Consider the following 21,374-nt stretch of genomic DNA (forward strand, 5'->3'; position numbering starts at 1 on the left):
AGCGACATGTTCGAGCTCCAGTCCAACCGGCTGGGTGAGGAAAAAGGCAACGCGCAGGAAAAGAGCTTCGCCGCCCAGACGATGAAAGAGCACACCAAGACCTCGAGCGAGCTCAAACGCGTGGTGGAGCCGACAAGATCAAGATGTAGCGTCCCACGGCGCTCGACGGCGCGACATGACGCAGAACCCCGCCAAGGGAAGTGAGACACGGATGAGGAGCGCGCCCTGACGCGCCGGGCGCGTCTCAGGCTGCACGAACCGACCCGAGGAATCGGGTCACCTCGCGCTTCAAACGGCTGCTTTCACCGGCGAGTGATTGGGCGGCGTTCAGGACCTGCGCCGACGCCTGACCGGTCGCACTTGCGCCGCGCTGCACATCGGTGATGTTGGCGGACACCTGCTGGGTGCCATGCGCGGCCTGCTGAATGCTGCGCGAGATTTCCTGGGTGGCGGCGCCCTGCTCTTCCACAGCCGAAGCAATCGTCGAGGCGATCTCGGACATCTTCTCGATGGTCTGTCCGATGTCCTTGATCGCGGTCACGGACTCCTGCGTCGCCGCCTGAATGCCGTTGATCTGCTGGCTGATCTCGTCGGTGGCCTTTGCGGTCTGCTCGGCCAGCGCCTTGACCTCGGACGCCACCACGGCGAAGCCGCGACCGGCTTCGCCGGCGCGCGCCGCTTCGATCGTGGCGTTCAGCGCCAGGAGATTGGTCTGGCCCGCAATCGAATTGATCAGCTCCACGACATCGCCGATGCGGCTGGCGGCCTTGGCGAGTTCGCCGACCCGGTCGTTGGTGCGCTGCGCCTGCTGCACCGCCTCGTTAGCGACACGTGCGGAATCCTGCACCTGCCGGCTGATCTCGGTGACGGAGGACGACATCTCCTCCGTGGCTGATGCCACCGACCCGACGTTGGTGGATGCTTCTTCCGACGCAGCGGCGACGGTGGTGGCGAGCCGCTCCGACTGTTCGGCTGTCGCGGTCAGCGTACCGGCCGAACTCTCGAGCGCCGTCGACGCCGACGACACGACCTCCACGATCTCGCTGATGATCGCTTCGAATTCGCGCGTGATGACGTCGACCCGCTGGCCGCGCTGGATCTTGGCTTCCGCCTCGGCGGCGGCTGCCCGATCGGCGGCCTTCTTGGCCAGCAGCGCATCCTTGAAGACCTGGAGCGAACCGGCCAGCGTGCCGATCTCGTCCTGGCGATCATTGGCGGGAATAATGACGTCATCGCGGCCGGCGGCGAGATCGCCGACGACGCCGGTCAATGCCGCCAGCGGCGCGATCACGCGACGGCGCAGCATGAAGGTCACGACGGCGAGCATGCCGAGCAGCGCCAGCACGGCAGCGCTTGCCAACACCAGCTTCAGCTGCGCGTCGTCGCGCTCGGCTTCGGCGCGGTCGCGTGCCTCGGCCAGCGCCTTGTCGCGAACGGCCAGAAATTTGAGGATCGCCGGAACCACCAGATTGCCCAGTTCGTCGGGCGTCAAAGAATAATTGCCGTTGCTGCGCGAGGCTGCGACCTCCTTCTCGATCAGCGGTGCGGACTTGCCGAAATAGGCATCGACCGCCTCGCTCATGATCTGCACGACTGCGGGAGGATTGCCGACCTGATCGATGCTGGACTCGATGCGTTCGCGGTTCGCTTCGACGCGGCCCTGCGCGCGGTCCATGGCCGAGATTTCGGCGGCGGTCAGCGGTCGCTTCGCTCCGAGCACCGGCGATAGCATCGCGGCGCGCCCGCCAGCGGTGAGCCGCAGATCCTGGGCCGTGCGCGCCATGCTCAGCAGCGGCGTCAGCGAAGGATCCGCCGCCGCCACCCGGCTTTCCAGCCGGTTCAAGAGCGGCTCCATCATCTTCAGGCTGTCGGAGATGCCCGGCAGCGCGCCGCGGGTCGCGTTCTGATCGCGCGAGCTCAACGGCACCTGAACGGCGCGATCGACGATGCTGCGGACGTCGTTGAGCCTGGCCATCCCCTTTGCCAATCCATCGATGATCGGCTGGCTATCGGAGATCGCCTCGATCGCGTTGCGGGCTTTCGCAAAGGCCGCATCGGCCTGCTGCCCGGATCTGGCGATCGCTTCGAGTTGCGCCGGATTGGCAACGGACTCCTGGAACAGCGTGGTGGCATAGGGCGTGCGGAACCCGGCAATCGCCTGCCCGGTCAGCAGCACGGCCCCGAAGGCGTCCACCGACCGGATCGCCTCGGTCTTGCTCGCATAAGCGCGATACTCAGACACGACGATCTCGCCCCCGAGCACGCAGGCGAGGCCCGCGACCGAGAGCATCGAGACAGTGAACAGCTGACCGACCCGCATGATGCACCCTGATTTGATTGATCGGTTCAACCTAGGCAGCGCGCTCCTAAGGCTGGCTTAATCGACCCGGCCCTGCCGTTAGGCACCGCATCACACGCAGCACGGACACCCGTAGGATTACGGTCGTCCGGCTTGCGCCATTGGTGATCCGATCGTGCGATCAGACCGCCTTCGCCCTCGGTGCCGCCGCAGCGCGGCAGATGCCTGGGGCGATGGAACCGATTGTCATGGAGTTTGCAGAAGTGTCTGAATTGGAACCGGCGCAGCCATGGCGCTCCAGTGACTAATGAGGTACCATACTAACATAAGTTATTGAATGCGCACCGCCTGGAACCCCTATTGGCGACACGGGGGAACCGATATTGAGCCACTTGGTTCGCAAACTTGAGAATTTCGTCCGCCTCTCTGCAGCGGACCGCCTGATGCTCAATCGCGCGGCCGCGCAGCGTGTCAGGACGTTTGCGCCGCGCACGGACATTGCGCGAGAAGGCGAGAAACCGAAGGACGTCCACCTGATCCTGAACGGCTGGGCCTGCCGCTACAAGCAGCTCGAGGACGGTCGCCGCCAGATCGTATCGTTCTTCCTGCCGGGCGACATCTGCGACCTCAACATCTTCATTCTGCGCGAGATGGACCATTCGATCGGCACCATCACCCCGGTCTCGATCGCCGACCTGTCGCGCGAGTTCTTCGACGAGATCAGCACGGGGTATCCGCGCGTCGCGACCGCCTTCTGGTGGGAGACCCTTGTCAACGCGGCGATCCAACGCGAATGGACCATGAACCTCGGACAGCGGACCGCGTCGGAGCGCATGGCGCATCTGCTGTGTGAACTGTTCTTCCGGCTGCGGCTCGCTGGCCTCGCCGAGGACAACAGCTGCAGCTTCCCTCTGACCCAGGCCGATCTCGCCGAAGCCACCGGGCTCTCGAAGGTCCATGTCAATCGAACGCTCCAGGAGCTGCGTGCCAACAATCTGATCGTGCTCAAGGGCAAGATGCTGGTATTGCCGGATCTCGAGCGCCTGATGAGCGCCGGCCTGTTCAATGCCAATTACTTGCATTTGGACCGCGAAGGACGTCAGCTCGACGCCAATGAGTGAGGCGCCGTCTGTGGTCGCGCGCGCGGATTGCGCTATGCTGGCCAACTCGGGCGCACGGCCGGGGAAGCGGCAATGGTTGAGCAGCGTGACGGTGACTTGGCGTTTGAACAGGAGGTGGTCCAGCGCCTTGGCCTGATGCCCAATTTATTCCGTCCCCGGCCATCGGCGCCGGAGACCGCCCGCACGCTGTGGCAATTCGCGAAAAGCGCCTATCTCGACGCGCCATTGCCGGCGCTGTTCAAGGAACGTCTCGCCGTCCACCTGTCGCGCCTCGGCTGCGCCCGCTATTGCGTGGCCCGCCATTTCGGCTTTCTGGTCGGGCTGGGTCATCCCGGCGGCGATCCCACGGTCCGGCCGGAGACGGTCGACCGCGCCCGCCAGTTGCTCATGCGTCCCATTGTAGATTCGGGTCGCGTCGCAGCCGCGCTGGAGCGGATGGGGACGGTGCGCGAGCTGCCGGAGCTTCCGGCCCCCTTCAGCGCGGCAGAGGCTGATCTCTTCGATGCCGCCGGGGCGCTGTTGCTGCAGACCGAACTGGCCGGGCGGGCGCGGCTCGCGCTCGGACAGGCGCTGGGCGATCGCAGGCTGGAACTGCTTGCCGCCTTTCTCACCTATCTGCGCATGGCACATTTCTGGGCCGACGCCCACCCCGACATCGCGCTGGACCCGGACGTGCTGAGCTTGATGCAATCCGATCCCGATCTGGCCACGCAGCTGAGCTGCGCCGACGCAAGACAGGGTCGTGATGCGGACCTGGCTGAGCAGCACGGGCCGGCGGAGCACATCGTCTCCAGCGCGCACCGGCTGCAGCGGCTGCAGGAGATCGACTCGGTCGGCGTGCTGTTCTTCGATCATGCCGAGGGCAGGCTGATCGACGCCAATGACGCCTTTCTCGCCATGACCGGCTATTCGCGCGAGGAGGTGCGCGGCGGACGGCTGACCTGGCAGAGCATGACGCCACCGGAATGGCAGGACAGCTCCGCGACCCAGATCGATCTTCTGCAGCGGACCGGCCGGATCGGTCCCTACGAGAAGGAATATTTCCGCAAGAACGGCGAACGCACCTGGATGATGTTCGCGGGCCGCGACCTCGGCGACGGTACCCTGGTCGAGTTGGCGATGAATATCGACGATCGCAAGCGCACCGAGGCCGCGCTGCGCGAGAGCGAGGCGCGCTTCCGCCAGTTCGGCGCGGCGTCGTCCGATGTGGTGTGGATCCGCGATGCCGCGACCATGCGCTGGGAATATCTCAGTCCCGCGTTCGAGACGATGTATGGCCTGCCGCGCGAAGCCGTGCTGCAAGGCGACCATCTCGCGGCGTGGACCGAGCTGATGCTGCCGGAGGACCGACCGCGCGTCCTCGAGGGGCTCGCCCGCGCCCGCCAGGGCGAGCGCGACAGCTTCGATTTTCGCATCATCAGGCGCAGCGATGGCAGCCTGCGCTGGCTCCGCATCCGCAGCTTTCCGATGATCGACGAGACCGGGCGGGTGCAGCGAATCGGCGGCATTAGCCAGGACATCACCGCGCTCGTGTCAGCGACCGAGCACCAGAAATTGCTGCTGGCGGAGCTGCAGCATCGGGTTCGCAACACGCTGGCGGTGATCCGCTCGATCATCCGGCGCACCGGCGACAGCAGCGACAGCATCGAGGATTTTGCCAGCCATCTCGAGGGCCGCATCACGGCGCTCTCGCGCGTTCAGAGCGCCATCACCCGCGATCCGTTTGCAGGTTTCGACCTCGCTCAACTGATCGCCGACGAGCTGCGCGCCGGCGCAGCGCGTGAAGACGAGCAGTTTTCGCTGGCCGGCCCGCCCTTGCGAATCAGGGCCAAGGCTGCCGAAAGCATCGGCCTTGCCGTGCATGAGCTCGTGACCAACGCGCTGAAATTCGGCGCCCTGACCAAGCCGCGCGGCTTCATCAGCATCGGATGGCGGCTCGACGGCAGCGAGGACAGCGGCTGGATCGTGCTCGACTGGAGCGAGACCGGCATGTCGGGCCACCCGATCGCCGCGCATCGCCAGGGCTTTGGAACGGTCCTGCTCGAACAGATGCTGCCCTATGACGTCGGGGCTCGCGTGACCAGGCGATTCGAGCCGAGCGGCCTGCGTTGCGAGATCCGGCTGCCGGCGCGGGACATCCTCAAGCGTTGACGTCCGATACAGATAGCGGGGCAGGAATGGCCGGCCAGAACGATCTTCAACGGCCGGAAATACCATCCGCATAGCCTTGGGCGCTCATTAGGAGTAAGCTGCAGGGGCGGTCGCAGGGATAGTCCCGCGGGTCCCGCAAGCGTCATGCCTTCGCCTTGGTTTGGGCGGATAGATTGGGAACGTGCGATAAGATATCGGAACTCGCCGACCGCGGGAATGAGGGAACGCAATGGCGCGCTCCGAGCGCGCGGCGCAAGTGCCAGCCGGGGTCTTGAGCCCAGTTTTTTGGCTCGAATCTCGTGCCGGGTCCTACTCTGGGTGATGCGTGACTGCCGTGCGCATGCACGATGCAGGAGTACGCGGTGCATGAGTACGATGATAACCGGTTTTCAAGTTCCATGCTGGATGCGGCCTGCGCGGTCGCGCGTCGCCTCACAAAGGCATGGAGCTGAGCCCCGCCGTCGGAGCGGACGATAACGGAGGACGGAGCGTCAATGCTTGCAACGACGACCACGAAAGACGGCGATGCGCAGCCCCATGCTGTGATCGACCCTGAGATCGTACTGGCAGCGCGCGCAGATCGTGTCACCGCAGAGCCGGACCGCCGGCCGCCGCCGCGAGCCGCAGAGATGTCCCCGCCCAAGATCGATCCCGAATCGCGACCGGCTGCGCCGGAGGCGGCGTCCTCCGGCGGGCGCAGCAGCGTCGGAACCTGGCTGGTGCGCACGGTCCTTGTGGTGCTGTTTGGCGTCTGCAGCGCCGTGGCCGCGGCCGCGTGGCAGACCTATGGAGATCAGGCCCAGGAGCTGGTTGCACACTGGATGCCGCGCATCTCGCTGATGTCGAATGCAGACCGTGACGGGTCGGCTCCTGCGGCCGCACCGCTGTCGCACGAGACCACGACGGCGACGGCCAGTGCTGCGCCGCAGGCGCAGGAGCCGGCGGCGAATGCCGCCGCCGCGACGGTCACATCGGAGCAGGTTCAGATGCTCCAATCGATGGCCCGCGACATCGCCGCTCTCAGCCAGCAGGTCAACGAGCTCAAGGCCGGAATCGCGCAGCTGAAGGCCGGCCAGGACCAGGTGGCGCGGGACGTGGCGCGCGCGGCCGAGGCCAAGCCGACCGAGCGGACCGCGGAAGCGCGGGCGTTCGACCCGCGCGCCATCGAGCAGACGCTGCGGCCCCGGCCCGCACCGCGGCCCGCCACGGCCGCCGTGGCGCCGCCGCCAGGCGCCGCTGCCGTTCCGCACCGTCCGCGCCCCGCGACCGCTGCGGTCCCCCCGCCGCCCGCGCCGATGGCCCTGCAATCGGCACCGCCGCCGCAGGGGACCACCGATCCCGATCAGCCGGTGGTGCGTCCGCCCATGCCGGTCCGCTGATGGAACTCAAGCCGCGTCTCAAAAGTGGAATGACCGGCTGACATCTCGTCAGGCTTGTCGCGCTGGCGCTTTCCGAGCTATGGAACCGCGCTGAGAGGCGCGGGAATGTGCGATCCGAAGCCAGCAAGCGACGCACAAGCACCATTGGCGAGGGATTCATGAGCCTGACCGATCCGACCATCCTGTCCACGTCTGAACTCGCAGATCGCATCGCGATCCTGCGCGACAACATCCGCCAGATCACCGAGCAGGCGGCAGCGCGCTCAGGGGCCGCGGACGAGGAGCGCAACGCGGAGCGACTGGCGCAACAGAGCGACGAGCTGGAATTGCTGCTCAAGGAGCAGGAGCGCCGCCTCGGCAAATAGCAGGGCGGCGCCGGCCGCGGCCGAATCGCGAGATCAAATCGCGAATGCTGCACTGCGCTCATCATTGCCGCCGTCGCGCCCAGCCGCTAGCCTCCCGGGAAACAAACGGGAGGATCCGAGACGATGCGACACGGTCTGCGTTACACCTTGGCCATTGCGGCGCTGTTGATGGGCGCGGCGTCAGCGAGCGCCGAGCCGCGCCAAATGTACACCATGATGGTGCTGGAAGCGTTTGCAACCAAGATCGAATGCCCGGGCATTGACGTCGTTTATCAGGACCTGGTCCAGAAGGCGCAGGAGATGCACATGCCCGATGGGACGACCGAAAAGGTCCGCAACGCCATCGCCTATATGCATACCGGCGGTAAGATGGGCCAGAAGCAGGATGACGACGTGATGGCCGAGGTGGCCATCGCCACACAGGCCATCGACATGGATCAGCGCCGCCTGGGCATGACGAATTGGTGCGAGGAGCACAAGAAGACCCTGGCCGGCTTCATCCGCACCAAGGGCTGATTGACGGCGACCAATGCCGACGAGGACACGCGGCGCGTCTCCGGCCCTCTGGGCCGGGCGCGCACGCTGAATGAGGCCGGGCTGGAACCCGAATGGCCGCCAGCGCTTGGCGTTGCAATCGTGACGCTTGCATCAGCCCGGCGCGGAGGTCGACCCATGCACATTGAAACCGGCTTTCTCTTCGACCTCGACGGCACGCTCGTCGATAGCGTCTATCAGCATGTGCTGGCCTGGAAGAGCGCGCTCGATGCCGAGAACATCGAACTCTCGGTCTGGCGCATCCATCGCAAGATCGGCATGAGCGGTGGCCTGTTCACCAACCAGCTGCTGCGCGAGACCGGCTTTGCAATGGAACCGGAGCGGATCGAGCGCCTCCGGCGCGCGCACGCGGCTGCCTATCAAGCGCTGGGACGGCAGGTGCGTCCCCTGCCCGGCGCGCGCGATCTGCTCGGCTTCCTGACCGATGCGGGCATCCCCTGGGCGATCGCCACCAGCGGACGCATGGAAACCGCCGCCGTCAACCTCGCAGCGCTCGGCGTCGACCCCAAAGCGAGCCCGGTGGTGACGCGCGACGAGGTCCGCTACGCCAAACCCGACCCCGACCTGTTCCTCGCCGCGGCTGCCCGTCTTGATGTGCCGATCGAGCGCACAATCGTCGTCGGCGACAGTATCTGGGACATGCTGGCAGCGACGCGCTGCCGCGCGCTCGGCGTCGGCCTGTTGAGCGGCGGTTATGGCTCTGAAGAGCTGCGCCAGTCCGGAGCCATTCGCGTTTATGAAGATCCGGCCGACCTGCTCGGCCATATCGACGAGGTCGGCGGCCGGCGCTAGCCGCGACGCCTGCTCAGGTCTGTGGCCCCGACAGCGAGATGTCGCGCTCGGCGCGAAACACATTGGCATAGAGATTGGCGATCCACTGCCGGCCAGTGGACGTCATGTTGAGATAGCGGATTTCGGTCTGGATGTGCGGCGCGACGCTGTTCCAATAGAACTGCGGGTAGCGATGGACGATGTCGGCCGGCGAATCATAGCCGAGCTGGCGGTTGATGCCGACCTCCTCGAACTCGTGGTACAGCGCATTGGCCTTGCGGATGTAGTTCGGATCGCCGAGCTGCCCGATGAGATCTGCGGCGCGGACGATCGACTGCTCCTCGTCGAATTGCTGGCCGGCGAGTGGCGGAAAGCGCGTGCCTTCGATGGCGCGGGCGATGCGATCCTTGTCGAGCGGCGCCATGCCCTCGATGCGGTTGATCACGTAGAGCTTCGAGCGGTCGACATGATAGGACATCAGGCTGGCATCCGAGGAACCGCGCGGCAGGCAGATCTTGCGGCCCGCCGGATCGACCACAAACCCATCCGCATCGTCCTCGCGAAACAGACCGCGCACATAGCCAATGTCGTGCAGCAGGCATGCCATGATCACGTGAACGTAGTCGTCGGCCGTCATGTGGCTGTGCAGCGCGCGGCCGCGCAGGATCTCGTGTCCCGCCAGCGTGACCAGGAGCGTGTGCTCGACGTTGTGATAGAGCGCATCGCTGTTGCCGATGCATTCCAGCGCAATTCGGGCCGCAGCCGGAAGGAATTCGGACAGCTGGGTCTGAGAGGATCCGAAACGGCGACGCATGTAAGAGCTGAGGAACTGCTCCAGCGCCGCTGCCGCGAGCTCCGGTAAGGTCATCATCGCTGCCGCCCCGCCTCGGCCGGTCCGTGCACCAGGATGGGAGGCGTGAGTGTCATCCGTATTCGCTTGCGTATCGTTTGGCCGGTTTTGGCCCGTTCAGCATAGCCCAGGTTGCAGATGTCGGCCATACCCGGATCGCGTTGCCCGGAAAACTGCGGACGTTCGGGCGGCTAGCGGCCCCGGACCGGCAACGGCGGACGGGGCGGCCGCCCCTCGCGACGGCCGGGATTGCGAGGCTTGGCGACGCGCGCGGGCCGGTGACCGGGGGCCTCATCGACCGACAGCAGGTAGGCACTCAGCGCCGCCGCCTGGTCCGAGCTGGTCGTGTAATGCTTCTGCAGGAACAGATAGAGCGTCAGGCGGAAACGCCCCTTGGCGAGGCCGCGTGCCGAGCGGTGGCAGCTGGCGCAACCGTCCGCAAACAGGCGCGGCGCGGACTTTCCGGCATCGAGGTTTTCGGCGCGCGCCCCGCTGATGCCAATCAGCAGCAGCGCCGCCGCCAACGCCAGCCGCAAGCTGCCGGACTCAGGCCACATCTGCTTGCGGCGATTCCTCGGCCTGCATGCCGAGCGCATCGAGGTCAATCAGCGCCGGATCATCCGGCATCGGCTCGCTCTGCTGCTGTCCGCTGCCATGAACATGCATCAGCGTCTGCACCCGACGCGCATTCAGATAGTCGACATGCTGATGCGCCAGCGCCGACGGCAACAGCGCCTTGGGGAGCGCGGTCATGGTGAAGGCGGCGACACGCTTCACCTCCTCCCCCTCGCGCCATGTCAGCGGATTGAGTGTGTAGATCATCTGCCGGTCCGTCTCCGGCGGCGGCAGCTGCGCGGCCTCCGGTGGCGCCAGCAGCGCGACATTGATGTTGCCGGCCCGCGTGCGCGAGGCCGCCGTGCGTAGTTCCCAGCAGATCAGCTCGGCGGCCGAGAGCACCTCGCGCCGGATATCGTCGACATCGGCGGCGAAGCGGCTGGCCTCGTTCAACACCGCACGGCCGCGCGTGACGGCATCCACCAGCGCTGCCGCTCCGATTTCGAACCGCGGCACCGCCTGCTCGATTGCGGCGGCCACCGCCTCGATCTCATTGGCGGCGCGGTCGCGGTCGCGCTGGGCCACCGCCTCCGACAGACCGCGCTCGGCGAGAATGATCTGCTCGTCGCATTCCGCGACGGCGGCCCGCAATGTCTTGGCCTTGAGTTCGACCGACTGCATCTTGGCCTCGGCGCGATCGAGTTGGCCGTTGCTCGCACCGGCCTTTGCGAGCCGCTCGGCGGCCACGCGCTTTTCTTCCAGCGCCTGTTCGGCGCTGCGCAGCCGCTCCGTCAGCCTCTGTCGCGTGGCCTGTTTGTCCCTCAAGGCGCGCTCGAAGATCTCGACGGGGCTGAGCTCACGCTTGAAAAAGACCATGGCGACAATCCTTGGACAATCTTGAGGCGAAAAGCGCGCCGACGCCTCGGCCGCCGCGGCGAATCGACGGCCGAATCATGTTGGCGGAGTCATGCGGGGAAATTGGGTCGGAAACCAGGATGAGATGGCTCGCGTCGCGCGCTCGACCAGCGCCGACAGCGGACACGCTGGCCGGATCCGGTCCCCCTCAGGGTTAGCAAAGCCTTATCAGCTCTGATGCGGGCCGCGCATCATCTTCATCGCATCGGCGATGTGGCGCCACTCGCGCGCCTCTTCGGGATCGCCCCCATTTTCGCAGGACAGCGCCTTTTGCGCGGCCTGCGCAATCGCGGCCGCACCGTGCATCTCGAGCATCTGCCGGGCGATCGCATGAATCTGAGTTTCGGACATCATGCGGAGCTCCTGTCGCACTGGAATCCCGCATTAACCGCAATGCGAGCCTAAGGTTCCTTCGGAGGCCGCCTTGTGTGACTCTGGTCACCGCAGAAGCGGTTCCAAAAGGCAACACTGCGCCCGTAATTTACCTTACGTGCTCAATCGTAATTCCGTGTGCAGCTCTCCGCTGCTAACTCTCAGCAAGATTCGGCGATGGTGGCTGAGGAGCCAGACATGACGCAGGTCTTCTTTCACTGCTCCAATGACGATGAGATCCTCATCGATCGGCGCGGAACCGCGGTTCTCGATCTTGCTGAGGCCCGCGATCACGCGACCCGCGTGATGAACGCACTGATTTCAGCCGAGAGCGAGGAGGACTGGCGGGACTGGGTTCTGCATGTCGCAGATGACCTCGACGAAGAGATCTTCGCCGTCCCGTTCTCGTCCATTCTTGGTCGCATGCATTGAGTTCGAGGCTCAGATGTTGTTCCGTGGACCCCGTCGTCTGGCTGCACTGCGCGATCGGTGGAAGACTCTGCTCGCGCTGATCGGCGACCCCTACCGGCCCGAACGCCACTACATGCGCGGCCCCGGGCCGAAATGGCGCGCCAAGCATGGTGCCAGAAGCGTGGCATAGACGTAGAACAGGATGCGCTCCAGAACTGCGCACCATGATCTTGTCCCTTCCCTGACGAATGATGCTTTCGAAAAGCCGGCGTCCATCCGGCCGGATCCTGCGCAGCTGAAGCCGCAGGGCGCGATGCGCCAATGACACGCATGCCTGGCGATCGCCATCGTGGATCCCAGCCGCATTCTTCTCGCCACATTTGTCCGCCATTTCGGCAGCGCTGAGACGAAGGGACATCGCATGACCAGAATGTTGGCCACAACGGCGCTTGCACTCACCTTGCTGACATCGGTCACGCTGACAGCGGCGCGGGCCGACGAGCATCGCGGCGGCGATGCCGCGCTGGGCGCCCTCTCCGGCGCCGTGGTGTTCGGCCCGGTGGGCGCCGTCGCCGGCGCCGTGGTCGGCTACACCGCTGGGCCTTCGATCGCGCGCTCCTGGGGCTTCCGCCGGTCGCGCGCGGCCCGTGCGCAACAGGTTCGGCGTCCGGTCAGGGAAAGCCAGGCGGCCATGACCGACGCTCAGCAGCCGCCGCTCGCGGCAGCGCGCAACGCGCCACCACAGCCGATGACTGCTGCGGCCGCGCCTCCGGCCCCGCGCGGCCCCGTCGCACCGCCGGTGCAGACGCTCGAATAGGCCAGGTCATGGGGGCCGCTCAGCCGCCCACAGCTCAGTAGCCCCGCACGCGATCGACGACGTTCAGGAGCGGCTCGCCGCGCAGCAGCCGCTTGGCATTGTCCGCCACCTGCTGCGCGATCACCTCCCAGGAGGCGATCGCCGCCATATGCGGCGTCACCAGCACACCGGGTTCGCGCCACAGCGGATGCTCGGCCGGCAACGGTTCCTGCTCGAACACGTCGAGCACCGCACCGCGCAGATGCCCATTGCGAAGCAGGCCTACCAGATCATCCAGCACCAGATGCTCACCGCGGCTGCACAGGATCAGCGCCGCCCCTCTTGGCAGCCGGCTCAGACGCTCCGCGTTGAGCAGGCCAACGGTTGAGGGCGTCAGCGGCAGCAGCGAGACCAGGATCTCCGTCTCGCTCAGGAATGCGTCGAGCGCATCCGCCCCGCTATAGGTCTGAACACCCGCCAGCCGCCTCGGCGAGCGCGACCAGGCGCTGACGGCGAACCCAAGCTCGACGAGACGAACCGCCGCCGCGGTCCCGAGCTCGCCCAGTCCGAGAATCCCTATTCGGCGATCCCGCGCCGCGCGCTGATCGTAGCGACACCACAGCCCATCGCGCGCATTGCTGATCATACGATCGAAGTCGCGATGAAAGTAGAGCGCTCCCCACAGCACGAATTCCGTCATCGCCGACGTGATCCCGGGATCGACGATCCGGCACAGCGGGAGATCGGGCAAGGTCGGATCCGACAGGATGTTGTCGACGCCGGCGGCGATCGCATGGATCAGCTTCAGCTTCGGCATCGCCGCGAGCGCACCGGCTTCGGGCTTCCAGCATACCGCGATGTCGGCATCGCGCGCCGCCGGCTCGGGCCACGACGCGACGGCGACACCCGGCAATTCGCGCTCAAGCAGCGGCTTCATCGGATCCATGAGGCCGGGACGGCTCAGAAATGCAACGCGGATCATGCGGTCGTCACGCGGTCCGCAGCCCGCACCATTGCGCGACAAACATCGCAATCGAGAGCGTCGTCTTGCGTACGCTGTCGAGATCGACGCGCTCATCGAACGCATGCGGGCCGATGCCGTAAGGTCCGTAGCACAACGCCGGAATGCCGTAGTCGACCGCGTAATAGCGCGTGTCATTGACGGCCGTGGACAGCCGCACATCCAACGGCGTCTCGAAGACGCGCGCATGCACCTCGGCCAGCGCGGCCTCGGCAGCGCTGCCAGGCTCGCACACCGCCGGATCGGCCTGGAAGCCGCTCCACTCCAGCTCGACCGGATTCTCCGACAGGAAGCTGTCAGCGGCTTGCGCTGCGGCGAGACACTGCTCGATCCCCGCCATGGCCTGCGCCGGTGTCTCGCCGGGCAGCACGCCGAGTCGGCAATCGAGGTCGCACCAGGCCGGCGTTGAGCTCGCCCAATCGCCGCCCTTGATGATGCCGACATTGAACTTGATCGGATCCTTCACCGCGGCGAACCAGGCGTTCGACTTGGACCGCGCGTTGATCTCCTTGGTATGATCCTGGAAGGCACGGATCAGATGCATCGCCGACAGGATCGCATTGGTGCCGGTCTCCGCATAAGCGACGTGCACCGGCGTGCCGCGCACGCGCAGGCGGAACCAGATGGCGCCGACTTGGGCCCGCGTGAGCGTGTGACCGGTCGGCTCCGGGATCAGGCAGGCGTCGGCGGTGTAGCCGCGCATCAAGGTCGACAGCGCACCGTTGCCGGTGCTCTCCTCCTCGGTCACCGTCTCCAGGTGAATGCGTCCGTCCGGCACGAAGCCGGCGGTCTTGATGGCATCGAGGGCGAAGATCATCGCCGACACGCCGGCCTTCATGTCCTGCGCGCCGCGCCCGATCATCCAGCCGTCACGCACGATCGCCTCATAAGGCGGATCGTTCCAGAGATCGGTCGGCCCCTCCGGCACGACGTCGATATGACCCTGCAGGATCAGGCTGCGCCCCTTGCCCGCGCCGTCGAGCGTCGCCACCACCTGCTTGGATCCGTCGAGCGCGATATTGTCCATCGGCGCCGCCTTAGGATGGCGCATCAAGTCGACATCGGCGAGGCTGAAGCGGTCGACCTCGTAGCCGCGCGTCTCGAACTCGCCGGCCAGCCAGTCCTGCACCGGCGGTTCCGCGCCGCGCAGGCTGCGAAATTGCACGAGTTGCTGCAGGAAGGCGACCTGCTTCGCGAAGTTGGCATCGACCGCCGCGGCAAGCCGCTCCATCACGTCATTCGGCACTGCCGCCACACTCTCAGTCACGCCAACCTCCAGCCTCATCTCTCACCCTGGCCGCTGATCAGGCGGCCAGACACTTCTCCAGGATCGCGAGCCCTTCGTCGACGATCTCGTCCGACGCGGTGAGCGGCACCAGGATTCGGATCGTGCTCGCCGTCACGCCGCAAGACAACAGGATGAGGCCATTCTCGTACGCCACGCGGGTCACGCGCTTGGTCATCTCCGCATCCGGCTCGTGGCTGCCGCGCTGCTTCAGAATATCGAATGCAATCATCGCGCCAGGACCGCGCGGCTCAGAAATCGGAACCAGCGTATTGGCGCGCGAGAATTTGCTGATGGCGGCGCGGAGCCTGGCACCGATCGCGTTGGCGCGGTCCAACAGCTTGTCCTGCTCGAAGACGTCGAGCACGGCGAGCGCAGCCGCGCAGGCCAGCGGATTGCCGCCATAGGTTCCGCCCAGCCCACCCGGCTCAGCCGCATCCATGATCGCGGCGCGGCCGATCACGCCCGACAGCGGCATGCCGCCGGCGAGGCTCTTGGCCACGCAGATCACGTCCGGCTGCACGTCGTAGTGCTCCATCGCGAACATCTTGCCGGTCCGGCCGAAGCCGGTCTGCACCTCGTCCGCGATCAGCACGATGCCGTGGGTGTCACACAGCCGGCGCAGGCCGCTCATCAGCTCCGGCGGCGCCTGATGGAAGCCACCCTCGCCCTGCACCGGCTCGATGATGATCGCAGCGACCTGCGAGGCGTCGATGTCGGCTTTGAAGATGAAGTTGATATAGGACAGCGTATCCTCGACCGAGACGCCGCTGCCGGCGATCGGGAAAGGCGCATGCCAGATTCCGGGCAAAGGTGGCCCGAAGTGCTTCTTATAGGGCATCACCTTGCCGGTCATGGCATTGGCCAGCGCGGTACGGCCATGAAAGGCGCCGGTGAAGGCGATGATGCCGCTGCGGCCGGTGGCGGCCCGCGCGATCTTGATGGCGTTTTCGGTCGCCTCCGCGCCGGTCGTCAGCAGGATCGACTTGGCCGGGCCAGAGATCGGCGCGATCGCATTGAGCCGCTCCGTCAACCGCACATAGGGCTCGTATTGCAGCACCTGGAAGCAGGTGTGGGTGAAACGGTCGAGCTGGGCGCGGATGGCCGCCACCACATGCGGATGACAATGGCCGGTGTTCAGCACCGCGATGCCACCGGCGAAATCGACGTAACGCTTGCCTTCGACGTCCCAGACCTCGCTGTTGAGCGCCCGGTCGGCAAACAGCGGCGTCGCATAGCTCACGCCCCTGACGACGGCCTGGTGTCGTCGTGCCAGCAGTTCCTCGTTCGCGCCCATGGCTCAGCTCCTTGCAAAACCTAGCTGAGCCACACGCTAAGGGGCTGGCGTTCGGGAACAATCAGCTTGTTCCGCGCGACAGGTGACTTTTATGCACCGAAGGCGAGGCATGACAATGCACCGCGCCCTCCCCTGAGACCCGGCCGCCGCGGCTCGGCGCACCGTCCCGGCGGCCGGCAGCCCAGGCTCTTCGGAGAATAGTCTTCGACCGAACGCGTCGTCAGCAAGCGCCCGGCGCGATCAGCCGATCCGCTTCAACTTGTCGATTTCGCCCATCACCCCAGCCAGCTCAGCGCTCCTCTCGCGCACGAACCCCTCGAGCTCGGCAAGAACGCCGGTGATGGTTTCGAGCTTGGTGAACATCTGCTCGATCTGGGTGACGATCCCGCTATAGCCTTCGCCCGCTTGCACCAGCTGTCCGCGGGTTTCCTGGATGTTCGTGCCCAGCGACGCCAGCGAGTTCTCCATCCCGCCGATCGACGCATGCGTCCGTGACAGGCTGGAACGGGTGTCCTGGGCGAGCTTCTTGACCTCGCTCGCCACCACGGAGAAGCCGCGTCCGGCCTCGCCAGCGCGGGCGGATTCGATGGTGGCGTTCAGGGCCAGCAGGTTGGTCTGCCCGGCAATCGTGTCGATGATCTTGAGGATGTCGCGCAGGCCGTTCATCGCCTGGGTCAGGCCGGAAAACTCGTCGGCGAGCGCGGTGGTGTCCGTGGCCTTGATGGCTGAATCCGCGCTGGTCAGGATCACCGAATGGATGTCCTTGACGATCGTGTTGACGGCAGCCGTCTGCCGCAATGCGTTCTCCACCTTCTCGCTCAGCATCGCGCTGGTGCCGAGATATTCGGTCAGGCGCGCGACGATTCCGTCCTTGATCCGGTTCAGCAGGATCATGCGGTTGAGATGGCTGCGGGTGAAGTAGCTCGCGAAATTGGCGTAATGGACCGGAAACATGTCCGCGAAGGGATCACGCAGCTGCTGGCTGCGCGTGTCGAAGAACACCACGGCGGTCAGCGTCTGATTGATGTTGATGCCGAACAGCTCGCCGAAGGTCGAAAACCCCGCCGCGGGCATCGGCCATAGGCCGGACATGTTGCGCAGCGCACCCTCATTGTTGAGGCGCCGCAGGATACAGTCGTTGAGCACGGCGCCGATCGCCGGGGGCTTGCCCTGCAGGAAGGCCTGGAGGTCCTTCCGCGTCTGCTCCACGAAATCGGTCGCCTCCAGAAGCTCGAGGCGATCGCCGGAATTCACGTCGCAGAAGAAGGAAATGACGCCCGTCTCAGCGTTGATGTCCGCGACCGACCGGACGAACAGATCGGCGCCCACCTCGATCCCGAACGAGTAGCGCTGCATCTTCGACATCACGCCGGCAGGCGTCGTCTTCAGCGCGTCCGCCACGGCGTTGGCGAACGACCTGATCTCGTTGGTGCGCTCGTCGAGCACGCCGGAGGCGGTGCGCCGGTTCGGATCGGCGCCCATCACCACGAAGGACTGACCCGTCTTCTTGAAGTTCTGGCTCTTGAACAGGCTGAAGCCGCGGCCGGGAGCCATCTTCATGAAGATCATAAGCGCGTGGTTCTCGATGACGCGGCTGCCATCGAACAGATAGGTGTTCTTGAAGTCGAGCTTGCCGCCGGCGGAGCCGCCGACAAAGGCGCACGGGAACTTGCCGGCCCGATACACCGCCTCCATGACATAGTTCTCGCTCGCCGAGACGCCATCCACCAGGGTGAAGGCGAGCGTGTCACGCACGTCGATGCCGAACGGCGTGCGAATCGACGACAGCGAACGGACGATCGCCTCGATGCGCGCATCATGCGGCAGCGACGGCGCGCCCTTGCGAATGTCCTCATTCTGCAAGGGAACGGCATGGACGCTCACCGCCTGAAAGAGATCGGCCGGAAACACCTGGACCACCACCGACGACCAGCGGTTTCCGGTCGGCTTGTAGAGCGTCGCGGGCGACGCCGCGCACAGCTCGCCAGCCGTCGAGACCGCGATGACGGTCGTTGCACCGGCCAGCCTGCGGAGCTCGGAGGTGATCCTTGCGAAATCGAGATGCGGCGAGACGAAAGCGAATGCCAGCGGTGACGCTGCGCCGTCGAACTTGAAGCTGTCGGCCGAGACGCCGTCGAGCCGGTCATCCGTATCGAGGACGCGGATCAGTTGAGCATCGCGCAATTCCGGCGTCTCGGGGCCAGAGGCTCGAGCGATCACCGGCTGAGACGGCGGTTGTGAGTTTTTCGAGAACAGCGACAGCATCGGCCCAGCCTGATAACATCATCAATGATGAGTTAGTTAGACTTGGCCAATTTCGATTTGGTATATGATTTGAGTCCTGCGGTCGCCACAGCGTGAATTCCGCACCCGTACGACTACTGGCCAAGCACGGAATGATTCTCATTGTCACGCGCGGCTCTTGTCAGGCGCGTGATCGCTCCGATCGCCAGAGTGGCGACCGCTATTGCGCCAGCACCTTCTTGAGCCAGGCGCGCAGCGCGACGATGGCCGGCTCGTCCCAGCGCTCCCGGAGCGCGACGAGCTGATAGGCGCCCATATGGACCGCCGACGGCAGCACCTCGACCAGCGCGCCGCTGCGCACGTCATCCGCGACCAGCACGTCGTTGGCGAGGGCGACGCCCTGGCCGAAGCGCGCCGCCTCGATCGCCAGATGCGCATGCCATAGCCGCTGTCCGCGCAAGGTGAGGGGCTCGTGCAGTCCCGCCAGCTTGAACCAGCGCTCCCACTGCTCGGTGGACTCTTCGTGGATGAGAGAGGCCTTGGCGAGTGCGCCGATCGAGGTGAGCGCCGGGAACCGGGCCAGGAAGGCCGGGCTCGCCACCGGGAACACCCGGGGGCGGACGAGTTCCTCGGCCAGCATGCCGCTCTTGGCCGCGGGCACGTCGGCATAGACGATCTCGGCATCGGCCTCTCCGCGCTCGAGATCGGGGTGCGACAAGGTCGGCTGCAGGTTGATGTCCCAGTTGCGTGGCGGCCCGGTGAGCTCGGGCAGCCTGAGCAGCAGCCGGCGGTTGGCGAGGCCGGGAATGCACCAGATGTTCAGGGTGGGACGCGCCGCGGGGCGGACCTGCGTGGTGGCGCGGGCAATGATGTCGAATGCCTGGCTGACCTCGGCATGCAGCATGCGGCCGGCATTGGTCAGGGCGATGCCGCGGCCTTCCGCGCGGATCAGCGCGACGCCGAGGCTGCGCTGCAGGTTCTGCAGATGGCGCGAGACGACGGTATGGCTGACGGCGAGTTCGTCGCCGGCGGCGCGCACGCTGCCCTTGCGGCCCACCGCCTCGAAGGCACGCAATGCGATGAGAGAGGGCAATCGAGGTCGCGTCATACTCGCACAGTCGTCAGCCTGCGCGATCCACTCCCACCCGCCTGTCAGCAGGCCGCCAGGAAATGTCCACGCGGCAGCTGTCGGGACCACATCGGCCGTTCGGCCAATACGTCATCCGATGACCGCATGCGCCGCTCCATCGGAGTGCCGCATCGCGACCATGAGGGCGCTTCCGCGCGTTGGGCAGCTCTTAACGCCGGGCGCGGCGCAGCGCCAGCCCACATCCTGCCACACTCCCCGGGGCGCGCCGACGTTCGACAACCACCGTTAACAGCGAGGTCCGCGTCGCCGATGATCCTGAGCGTGGCGAGACCGGCAGCGCAATTTGCCTCAATGTTTCCACAATCCGGCTCTGAATCGGCAGTGCTTCGAGCAGGAGAACCCCCATGCGGATCACCCCCGTGATCTTCGTCGGTTCGCTGGCCGCCCTCGTCGCGACGGCCGCACCCGCACTGGCGAAGAATTCCCAGATACCCAAGCCTGACGATCAGGCCCCCTCCTCCGTCCCATGCCGGGCCTATCAGCAGGCTCCCGACGGAACCTGGAACGAGCTGCCTTGTCAGGGCCAAGGACAGGCGGCAAGCGCACCGCGCCGGCAGCAGTCGGTCACCAACACGCCGGGCAGCGCGGCGCGCTAACAAATGCGACGAAAAGCCGGAGCGCGGCGCGCTCCGGCACATGATCCATCAGCACAGGCTCAATAAGGCGGCGCCTTGCGCGCGCGCTGCTCCCGGCCTGCTTCGACCCACCACAACAGGTCGTCGGCAAAGCGCGGAAACGCCCGGGCCAGTGATTGGCCGGCCTCGCCGGTCGGCTTGCCCTCCGCCGACAGCGCCTGCGCGATGGGGCCGACCGCGAGCGTGCTCGACACCACCACCATGCCCATCTCCGACAAAGTGCCGTGCCAGGCGGTTGCGGCACGCGCGCCCGACAGCCGGCCGGCCGAGTAGCTCGCGATTGCGGCAGGCCGCCAGAACCATTCCTCGAGAAAATGGTCGGTCAGGTTCTTCAGCCCGGGCTGCATGCCCCAATTATATTCGCCGGTCACGAACACGAAGCCGTCGGCGGCACGGATCTTGGCTGCGAGCGCGGCCATGGCCTCCGGAGCGTCGCCCGGCTTGTACTCCTTGAACATGCGGTCGAGCATCGGCAGGCCGACCGCCTTGGCGTCGATCAGTTCGACGTTCTGCCCCTTGTCACGCAGGCCATCCACGACGAACTGCGCCAGCCGGATCCCCATCCGGTCGGCGCGGTACGAGCCATAGAATACGAGGATACGGAAGCTCATGGCAGGTCACCTCCTGGCCGGATGATCCGTGCCAGTCTACCACGCCAACGGTCTCCCGGTGATGCCGCGACGGCCGCGGGGGCCGGTCGCGTTGCCGACCGGCGGCGCATCTCTGCCGACGTTGATGGTGGTGAGGTCCTACCGTGTCACCGCAGCCGCAGCCGAGCGCTCGGTGGGCCGGCCGAACACGCTGCGGCAGCCATCGCTGAGGCTGGCGCGCTGCTTGACCATGCAGGCAATGATGCGGTCGCGATCAGGGATTTCCGACGAACAAAGGCGGAAGACGTCGCCGGTACACAGCCGCCGCTGATCGTCCTCGGTAAAGGCATGGCCCGCGCGCGGAGCTGCCATCATCGCCAGCGCGAGCCCTGCCATTGCCACATTGAAGTTTCGCATCCTGAGCCGATGAGCTCGCATCGATGTCCCCGATTTGCCCGCTGTTTGCCCTGATCACCCGCTGCTCGCGCTTGCCCGCGAAGCAGTTGCCGCCGCAGAATCAAATCATGACAGGTCGAGACGCGCCTTCAATAAGCGCTGTAGTCCCTGCACCACTATTTTGCCGGCTGTTGCATCTGCGACTCCCTTCAGCGT

Annotated in this window: 23 protein-coding genes; 11 read left to right on the forward strand and 12 right to left on the reverse strand. The window is 66.0% G+C overall.

Annotated elements, in window-relative coordinates; genetic code table 11:
• Nucleotides 1–6 precede the first annotated feature (6 nt).
• Entirely contained in the window at nt 7–204 is a 198-nt protein-coding gene (locus HL671_RS38790) for a DUF4142 domain-containing protein (protein WP_374050109.1), read from the forward strand.
• A gap of 40 nt (nt 205–244) precedes the next feature.
• Here the strand turns inward: HL671_RS38790 and HL671_RS16935 are convergent, their stop codons facing one another.
• Nucleotides 245–2,320, reverse strand: a complete 2,076-nt coding sequence (locus tag HL671_RS16935; RefSeq protein WP_172237072.1) for a methyl-accepting chemotaxis protein — start codon at nt 2,318–2,320, stop codon at nt 245–247.
• Nucleotides 2,321–2,742: 422 nt separating this feature from the next.
• Here HL671_RS16935 and HL671_RS16940 point away from each other — a divergent pair, with 422 nt between their 5' ends.
• The 6 genes from HL671_RS16940 to HL671_RS16965 all read left to right on the forward strand — a co-directional run bounded on the left by HL671_RS16940 (nt 2,743) and on the right by HL671_RS16965 (nt 8,662).
• Complete coding sequence (locus HL671_RS16940; RefSeq protein WP_012044320.1) at nt 2,743–3,420, forward strand: Crp/Fnr family transcriptional regulator; 678 nt, start codon at nt 2,743–2,745, stop codon at nt 3,418–3,420.
• A gap of 72 nt (nt 3,421–3,492) precedes the next feature.
• On the forward strand, nt 3,493–5,571 hold the full coding sequence (locus HL671_RS16945) for a sensor histidine kinase (RefSeq protein WP_172237073.1): 2,079 nt from the start codon (nt 3,493–3,495) through the stop codon (nt 5,569–5,571).
• Between the two features lie 629 nt (nt 5,572–6,200).
• The gene (locus HL671_RS16950; RefSeq protein ID WP_307769003.1) at nt 6,201–6,950 is read left to right on the forward strand and encodes a hypothetical protein; all 750 of its coding nucleotides are present in this window, start codon (nt 6,201–6,203) and stop codon (nt 6,948–6,950) included.
• Between the two features lie 158 nt (nt 6,951–7,108).
• Nucleotides 7,109–7,315 (forward strand): hypothetical protein, encoded by a 207-nt coding sequence (locus tag HL671_RS16955; protein ID WP_012044323.1) that lies wholly within the window; start codon nt 7,109–7,111, stop codon nt 7,313–7,315.
• A gap of 123 nt (nt 7,316–7,438) precedes the next feature.
• Nucleotides 7,439–7,831, forward strand: coding sequence for a hypothetical protein (locus HL671_RS16960; protein ID WP_012044324.1), 393 nt, complete (start codon nt 7,439–7,441; stop codon nt 7,829–7,831).
• A gap of 156 nt (nt 7,832–7,987) precedes the next feature.
• The gene (locus HL671_RS16965) at nt 7,988–8,662 is read left to right on the forward strand and encodes an HAD family hydrolase (protein ID WP_172237130.1); all 675 of its coding nucleotides are present in this window, start codon (nt 7,988–7,990) and stop codon (nt 8,660–8,662) included.
• 13 nt (nt 8,663–8,675) lie between these two features.
• Here HL671_RS16965 and HL671_RS16970 read toward each other — a convergent pair whose 3' ends face one another.
• The 4 genes from HL671_RS16970 to HL671_RS16985 all read right to left on the reverse strand — a co-directional run bounded on the left by HL671_RS16970 (nt 8,676) and on the right by HL671_RS16985 (nt 11,312).
• On the reverse strand, nt 8,676–9,512 hold the full coding sequence (locus HL671_RS16970; RefSeq protein ID WP_172237075.1) for an HD domain-containing protein: 837 nt from the start codon (nt 9,510–9,512) through the stop codon (nt 8,676–8,678).
• A gap of 170 nt (nt 9,513–9,682) precedes the next feature.
• Entirely contained in the window at nt 9,683–10,048 is a 366-nt protein-coding gene (locus tag HL671_RS16975; RefSeq protein ID WP_172237076.1) for a cytochrome C, read from the reverse strand.
• On the reverse strand, nt 10,038–10,922 hold the full coding sequence (locus HL671_RS16980) for a hypothetical protein (RefSeq protein WP_172237077.1): 885 nt from the start codon (nt 10,920–10,922) through the stop codon (nt 10,038–10,040). The genes HL671_RS16975 and HL671_RS16980 overlap by 11 nt, the downstream gene beginning before the upstream one ends.
• A gap of 207 nt (nt 10,923–11,129) precedes the next feature.
• Entirely contained in the window at nt 11,130–11,312 is a 183-nt protein-coding gene (locus HL671_RS16985; RefSeq protein ID WP_012044330.1) for a hypothetical protein, read from the reverse strand.
• Between the two features lie 219 nt (nt 11,313–11,531).
• Between HL671_RS16985 and HL671_RS16990 the strand changes: the two genes are divergently transcribed.
• The 3 genes from HL671_RS16990 (at nt 11,532) to HL671_RS16995 (ending at nt 12,561) form a co-directional block, all read left to right on the forward strand.
• On the forward strand, nt 11,532–11,765 hold the full coding sequence (locus HL671_RS16990; RefSeq protein ID WP_012044331.1) for a DUF6894 family protein: 234 nt from the start codon (nt 11,532–11,534) through the stop codon (nt 11,763–11,765).
• A 13-nt stretch (nt 11,766–11,778) separates the two neighbouring features.
• Complete coding sequence (locus HL671_RS38005; protein WP_012044332.1) at nt 11,779–11,934, forward strand: hypothetical protein; 156 nt, start codon at nt 11,779–11,781, stop codon at nt 11,932–11,934.
• Nucleotides 11,935–12,165: 231 nt separating this feature from the next.
• Entirely contained in the window at nt 12,166–12,561 is a 396-nt protein-coding gene (locus tag HL671_RS16995; protein WP_012044333.1) for a hypothetical protein, read from the forward strand.
• A gap of 34 nt (nt 12,562–12,595) precedes the next feature.
• Here HL671_RS16995 and HL671_RS17000 read toward each other — a convergent pair whose 3' ends face one another.
• From HL671_RS17000 to HL671_RS17020, 5 genes are all read right to left on the reverse strand, one after another.
• Nucleotides 12,596–13,522: a 2-hydroxyacid dehydrogenase gene (locus HL671_RS17000; RefSeq protein WP_172237078.1), complete on the reverse strand. Its 927-nt coding sequence runs from the start codon at nt 13,520–13,522 to the stop codon at nt 12,596–12,598.
• Nucleotides 13,523–13,529: 7 nt separating this feature from the next.
• On the reverse strand, nt 13,530–14,828 hold the full coding sequence (locus HL671_RS17005) for an ArgE/DapE family deacylase (RefSeq protein WP_172237079.1): 1,299 nt from the start codon (nt 14,826–14,828) through the stop codon (nt 13,530–13,532).
• A gap of 37 nt (nt 14,829–14,865) precedes the next feature.
• Entirely contained in the window at nt 14,866–16,143 is a 1,278-nt protein-coding gene (gene gabT / locus HL671_RS17010; protein ID WP_012044336.1) for a 4-aminobutyrate--2-oxoglutarate transaminase, read from the reverse strand.
• A 240-nt stretch (nt 16,144–16,383) separates the two neighbouring features.
• Entirely contained in the window at nt 16,384–18,408 is a 2,025-nt protein-coding gene (locus HL671_RS17015) for a methyl-accepting chemotaxis protein (protein WP_172237080.1), read from the reverse strand.
• A gap of 199 nt (nt 18,409–18,607) precedes the next feature.
• Entirely contained in the window at nt 18,608–19,495 is an 888-nt protein-coding gene (locus tag HL671_RS17020) for a LysR substrate-binding domain-containing protein (protein ID WP_012044337.1), read from the reverse strand.
• Between the two features lie 386 nt (nt 19,496–19,881).
• Here HL671_RS17020 and HL671_RS17025 point away from each other — a divergent pair, with 386 nt between their 5' ends.
• Nucleotides 19,882–20,133 carry a hypothetical protein gene (locus HL671_RS17025; protein ID WP_012044338.1) on the forward strand — a complete coding sequence of 84 codons (252 nt, stop codon included), beginning with the start codon at nt 19,882–19,884 and terminating at the stop codon, nt 20,131–20,133.
• Nucleotides 20,134–20,192: 59 nt separating this feature from the next.
• Here the strand turns inward: HL671_RS17025 and HL671_RS17030 are convergent, their stop codons facing one another.
• Together HL671_RS17030 and HL671_RS17035 are read right to left on the reverse strand one after the other, a co-directional pair.
• Entirely contained in the window at nt 20,193–20,783 is a 591-nt protein-coding gene (locus HL671_RS17030; protein WP_172237081.1) for an NADPH-dependent FMN reductase, read from the reverse strand.
• A gap of 138 nt (nt 20,784–20,921) precedes the next feature.
• A complete protein-coding gene (locus HL671_RS17035) occupies nt 20,922–21,179 on the reverse strand; it encodes a hypothetical protein (protein ID WP_246579499.1) in 258 nt (85 codons plus the stop codon).
• Between the last annotated feature and the right edge of the window lie 195 nt (nt 21,180–21,374).

Origin of the sequence: Bradyrhizobium denitrificans, assembly GCF_013179005.1 — a bacterium.
Classification (GTDB): Bacteria; Pseudomonadota; Alphaproteobacteria; order Rhizobiales; family Xanthobacteraceae; genus Bradyrhizobium; species Bradyrhizobium denitrificans.

Excerpts from the sequence above, each read along its gene's own strand:
- HL671_RS38790 (WP_374050109.1), top strand. The coding sequence starts at position 7 with ATGTTCGAGCTCCAGTCCAACCGGCTGGGTGAGGAAAAAGGCAACGCG.
- HL671_RS16935 (WP_172237072.1), bottom strand. The coding sequence starts at position 2,320 with ATGCGGGTCGGTCAGCTGTTCACTGTCTCGATGCTCTCGGTCGCGGGC.
- HL671_RS16940 (WP_012044320.1), top strand. The coding sequence starts at position 2,743 with ATGCTCAATCGCGCGGCCGCGCAGCGTGTCAGGACGTTTGCGCCGCGC.
- HL671_RS16945 (WP_172237073.1), top strand. The coding sequence starts at position 3,493 with ATGGTTGAGCAGCGTGACGGTGACTTGGCGTTTGAACAGGAGGTGGTC.
- HL671_RS16950 (WP_307769003.1), top strand. The coding sequence starts at position 6,201 with ATGTCCCCGCCCAAGATCGATCCCGAATCGCGACCGGCTGCGCCGGAG.
- HL671_RS16955 (WP_012044323.1), top strand. The coding sequence starts at position 7,109 with ATGAGCCTGACCGATCCGACCATCCTGTCCACGTCTGAACTCGCAGAT.
- HL671_RS16960 (WP_012044324.1), top strand. The coding sequence starts at position 7,439 with ATGCGACACGGTCTGCGTTACACCTTGGCCATTGCGGCGCTGTTGATG.
- HL671_RS16965 (WP_172237130.1), top strand. The coding sequence starts at position 7,988 with ATGCACATTGAAACCGGCTTTCTCTTCGACCTCGACGGCACGCTCGTC.
- HL671_RS16970 (WP_172237075.1), bottom strand. The coding sequence starts at position 9,512 with ATGATGACCTTACCGGAGCTCGCGGCAGCGGCGCTGGAGCAGTTCCTC.
- HL671_RS16975 (WP_172237076.1), bottom strand. The coding sequence starts at position 10,048 with ATGTGGCCTGAGTCCGGCAGCTTGCGGCTGGCGTTGGCGGCGGCGCTG.
- HL671_RS16980 (WP_172237077.1), bottom strand. The coding sequence starts at position 10,922 with ATGGTCTTTTTCAAGCGTGAGCTCAGCCCCGTCGAGATCTTCGAGCGC.
- HL671_RS16985 (WP_012044330.1), bottom strand. The coding sequence starts at position 11,312 with ATGTCCGAAACTCAGATTCATGCGATCGCCCGGCAGATGCTCGAGATG.
- HL671_RS16990 (WP_012044331.1), top strand. The coding sequence starts at position 11,532 with ATGACGCAGGTCTTCTTTCACTGCTCCAATGACGATGAGATCCTCATC.
- HL671_RS38005 (WP_012044332.1), top strand. The coding sequence starts at position 11,779 with ATGTTGTTCCGTGGACCCCGTCGTCTGGCTGCACTGCGCGATCGGTGG.
- HL671_RS16995 (WP_012044333.1), top strand. The coding sequence starts at position 12,166 with ATGACCAGAATGTTGGCCACAACGGCGCTTGCACTCACCTTGCTGACA.
- HL671_RS17000 (WP_172237078.1), bottom strand. The coding sequence starts at position 13,522 with ATGATCCGCGTTGCATTTCTGAGCCGTCCCGGCCTCATGGATCCGATG.
- gabT (WP_012044336.1), bottom strand. The coding sequence starts at position 16,143 with ATGGGCGCGAACGAGGAACTGCTGGCACGACGACACCAGGCCGTCGTC.
- HL671_RS17015 (WP_172237080.1), bottom strand. The coding sequence starts at position 18,408 with ATGCTGTCGCTGTTCTCGAAAAACTCACAACCGCCGTCTCAGCCGGTG.
- HL671_RS17020 (WP_012044337.1), bottom strand. The coding sequence starts at position 19,495 with ATGACGCGACCTCGATTGCCCTCTCTCATCGCATTGCGTGCCTTCGAG.
- HL671_RS17025 (WP_012044338.1), top strand. The coding sequence starts at position 19,882 with ATGCGGATCACCCCCGTGATCTTCGTCGGTTCGCTGGCCGCCCTCGTC.
- HL671_RS17030 (WP_172237081.1), bottom strand. The coding sequence starts at position 20,783 with ATGAGCTTCCGTATCCTCGTATTCTATGGCTCGTACCGCGCCGACCGG.
- HL671_RS17035 (WP_246579499.1), bottom strand. The coding sequence starts at position 21,179 with ATGCGAAACTTCAATGTGGCAATGGCAGGGCTCGCGCTGGCGATGATG.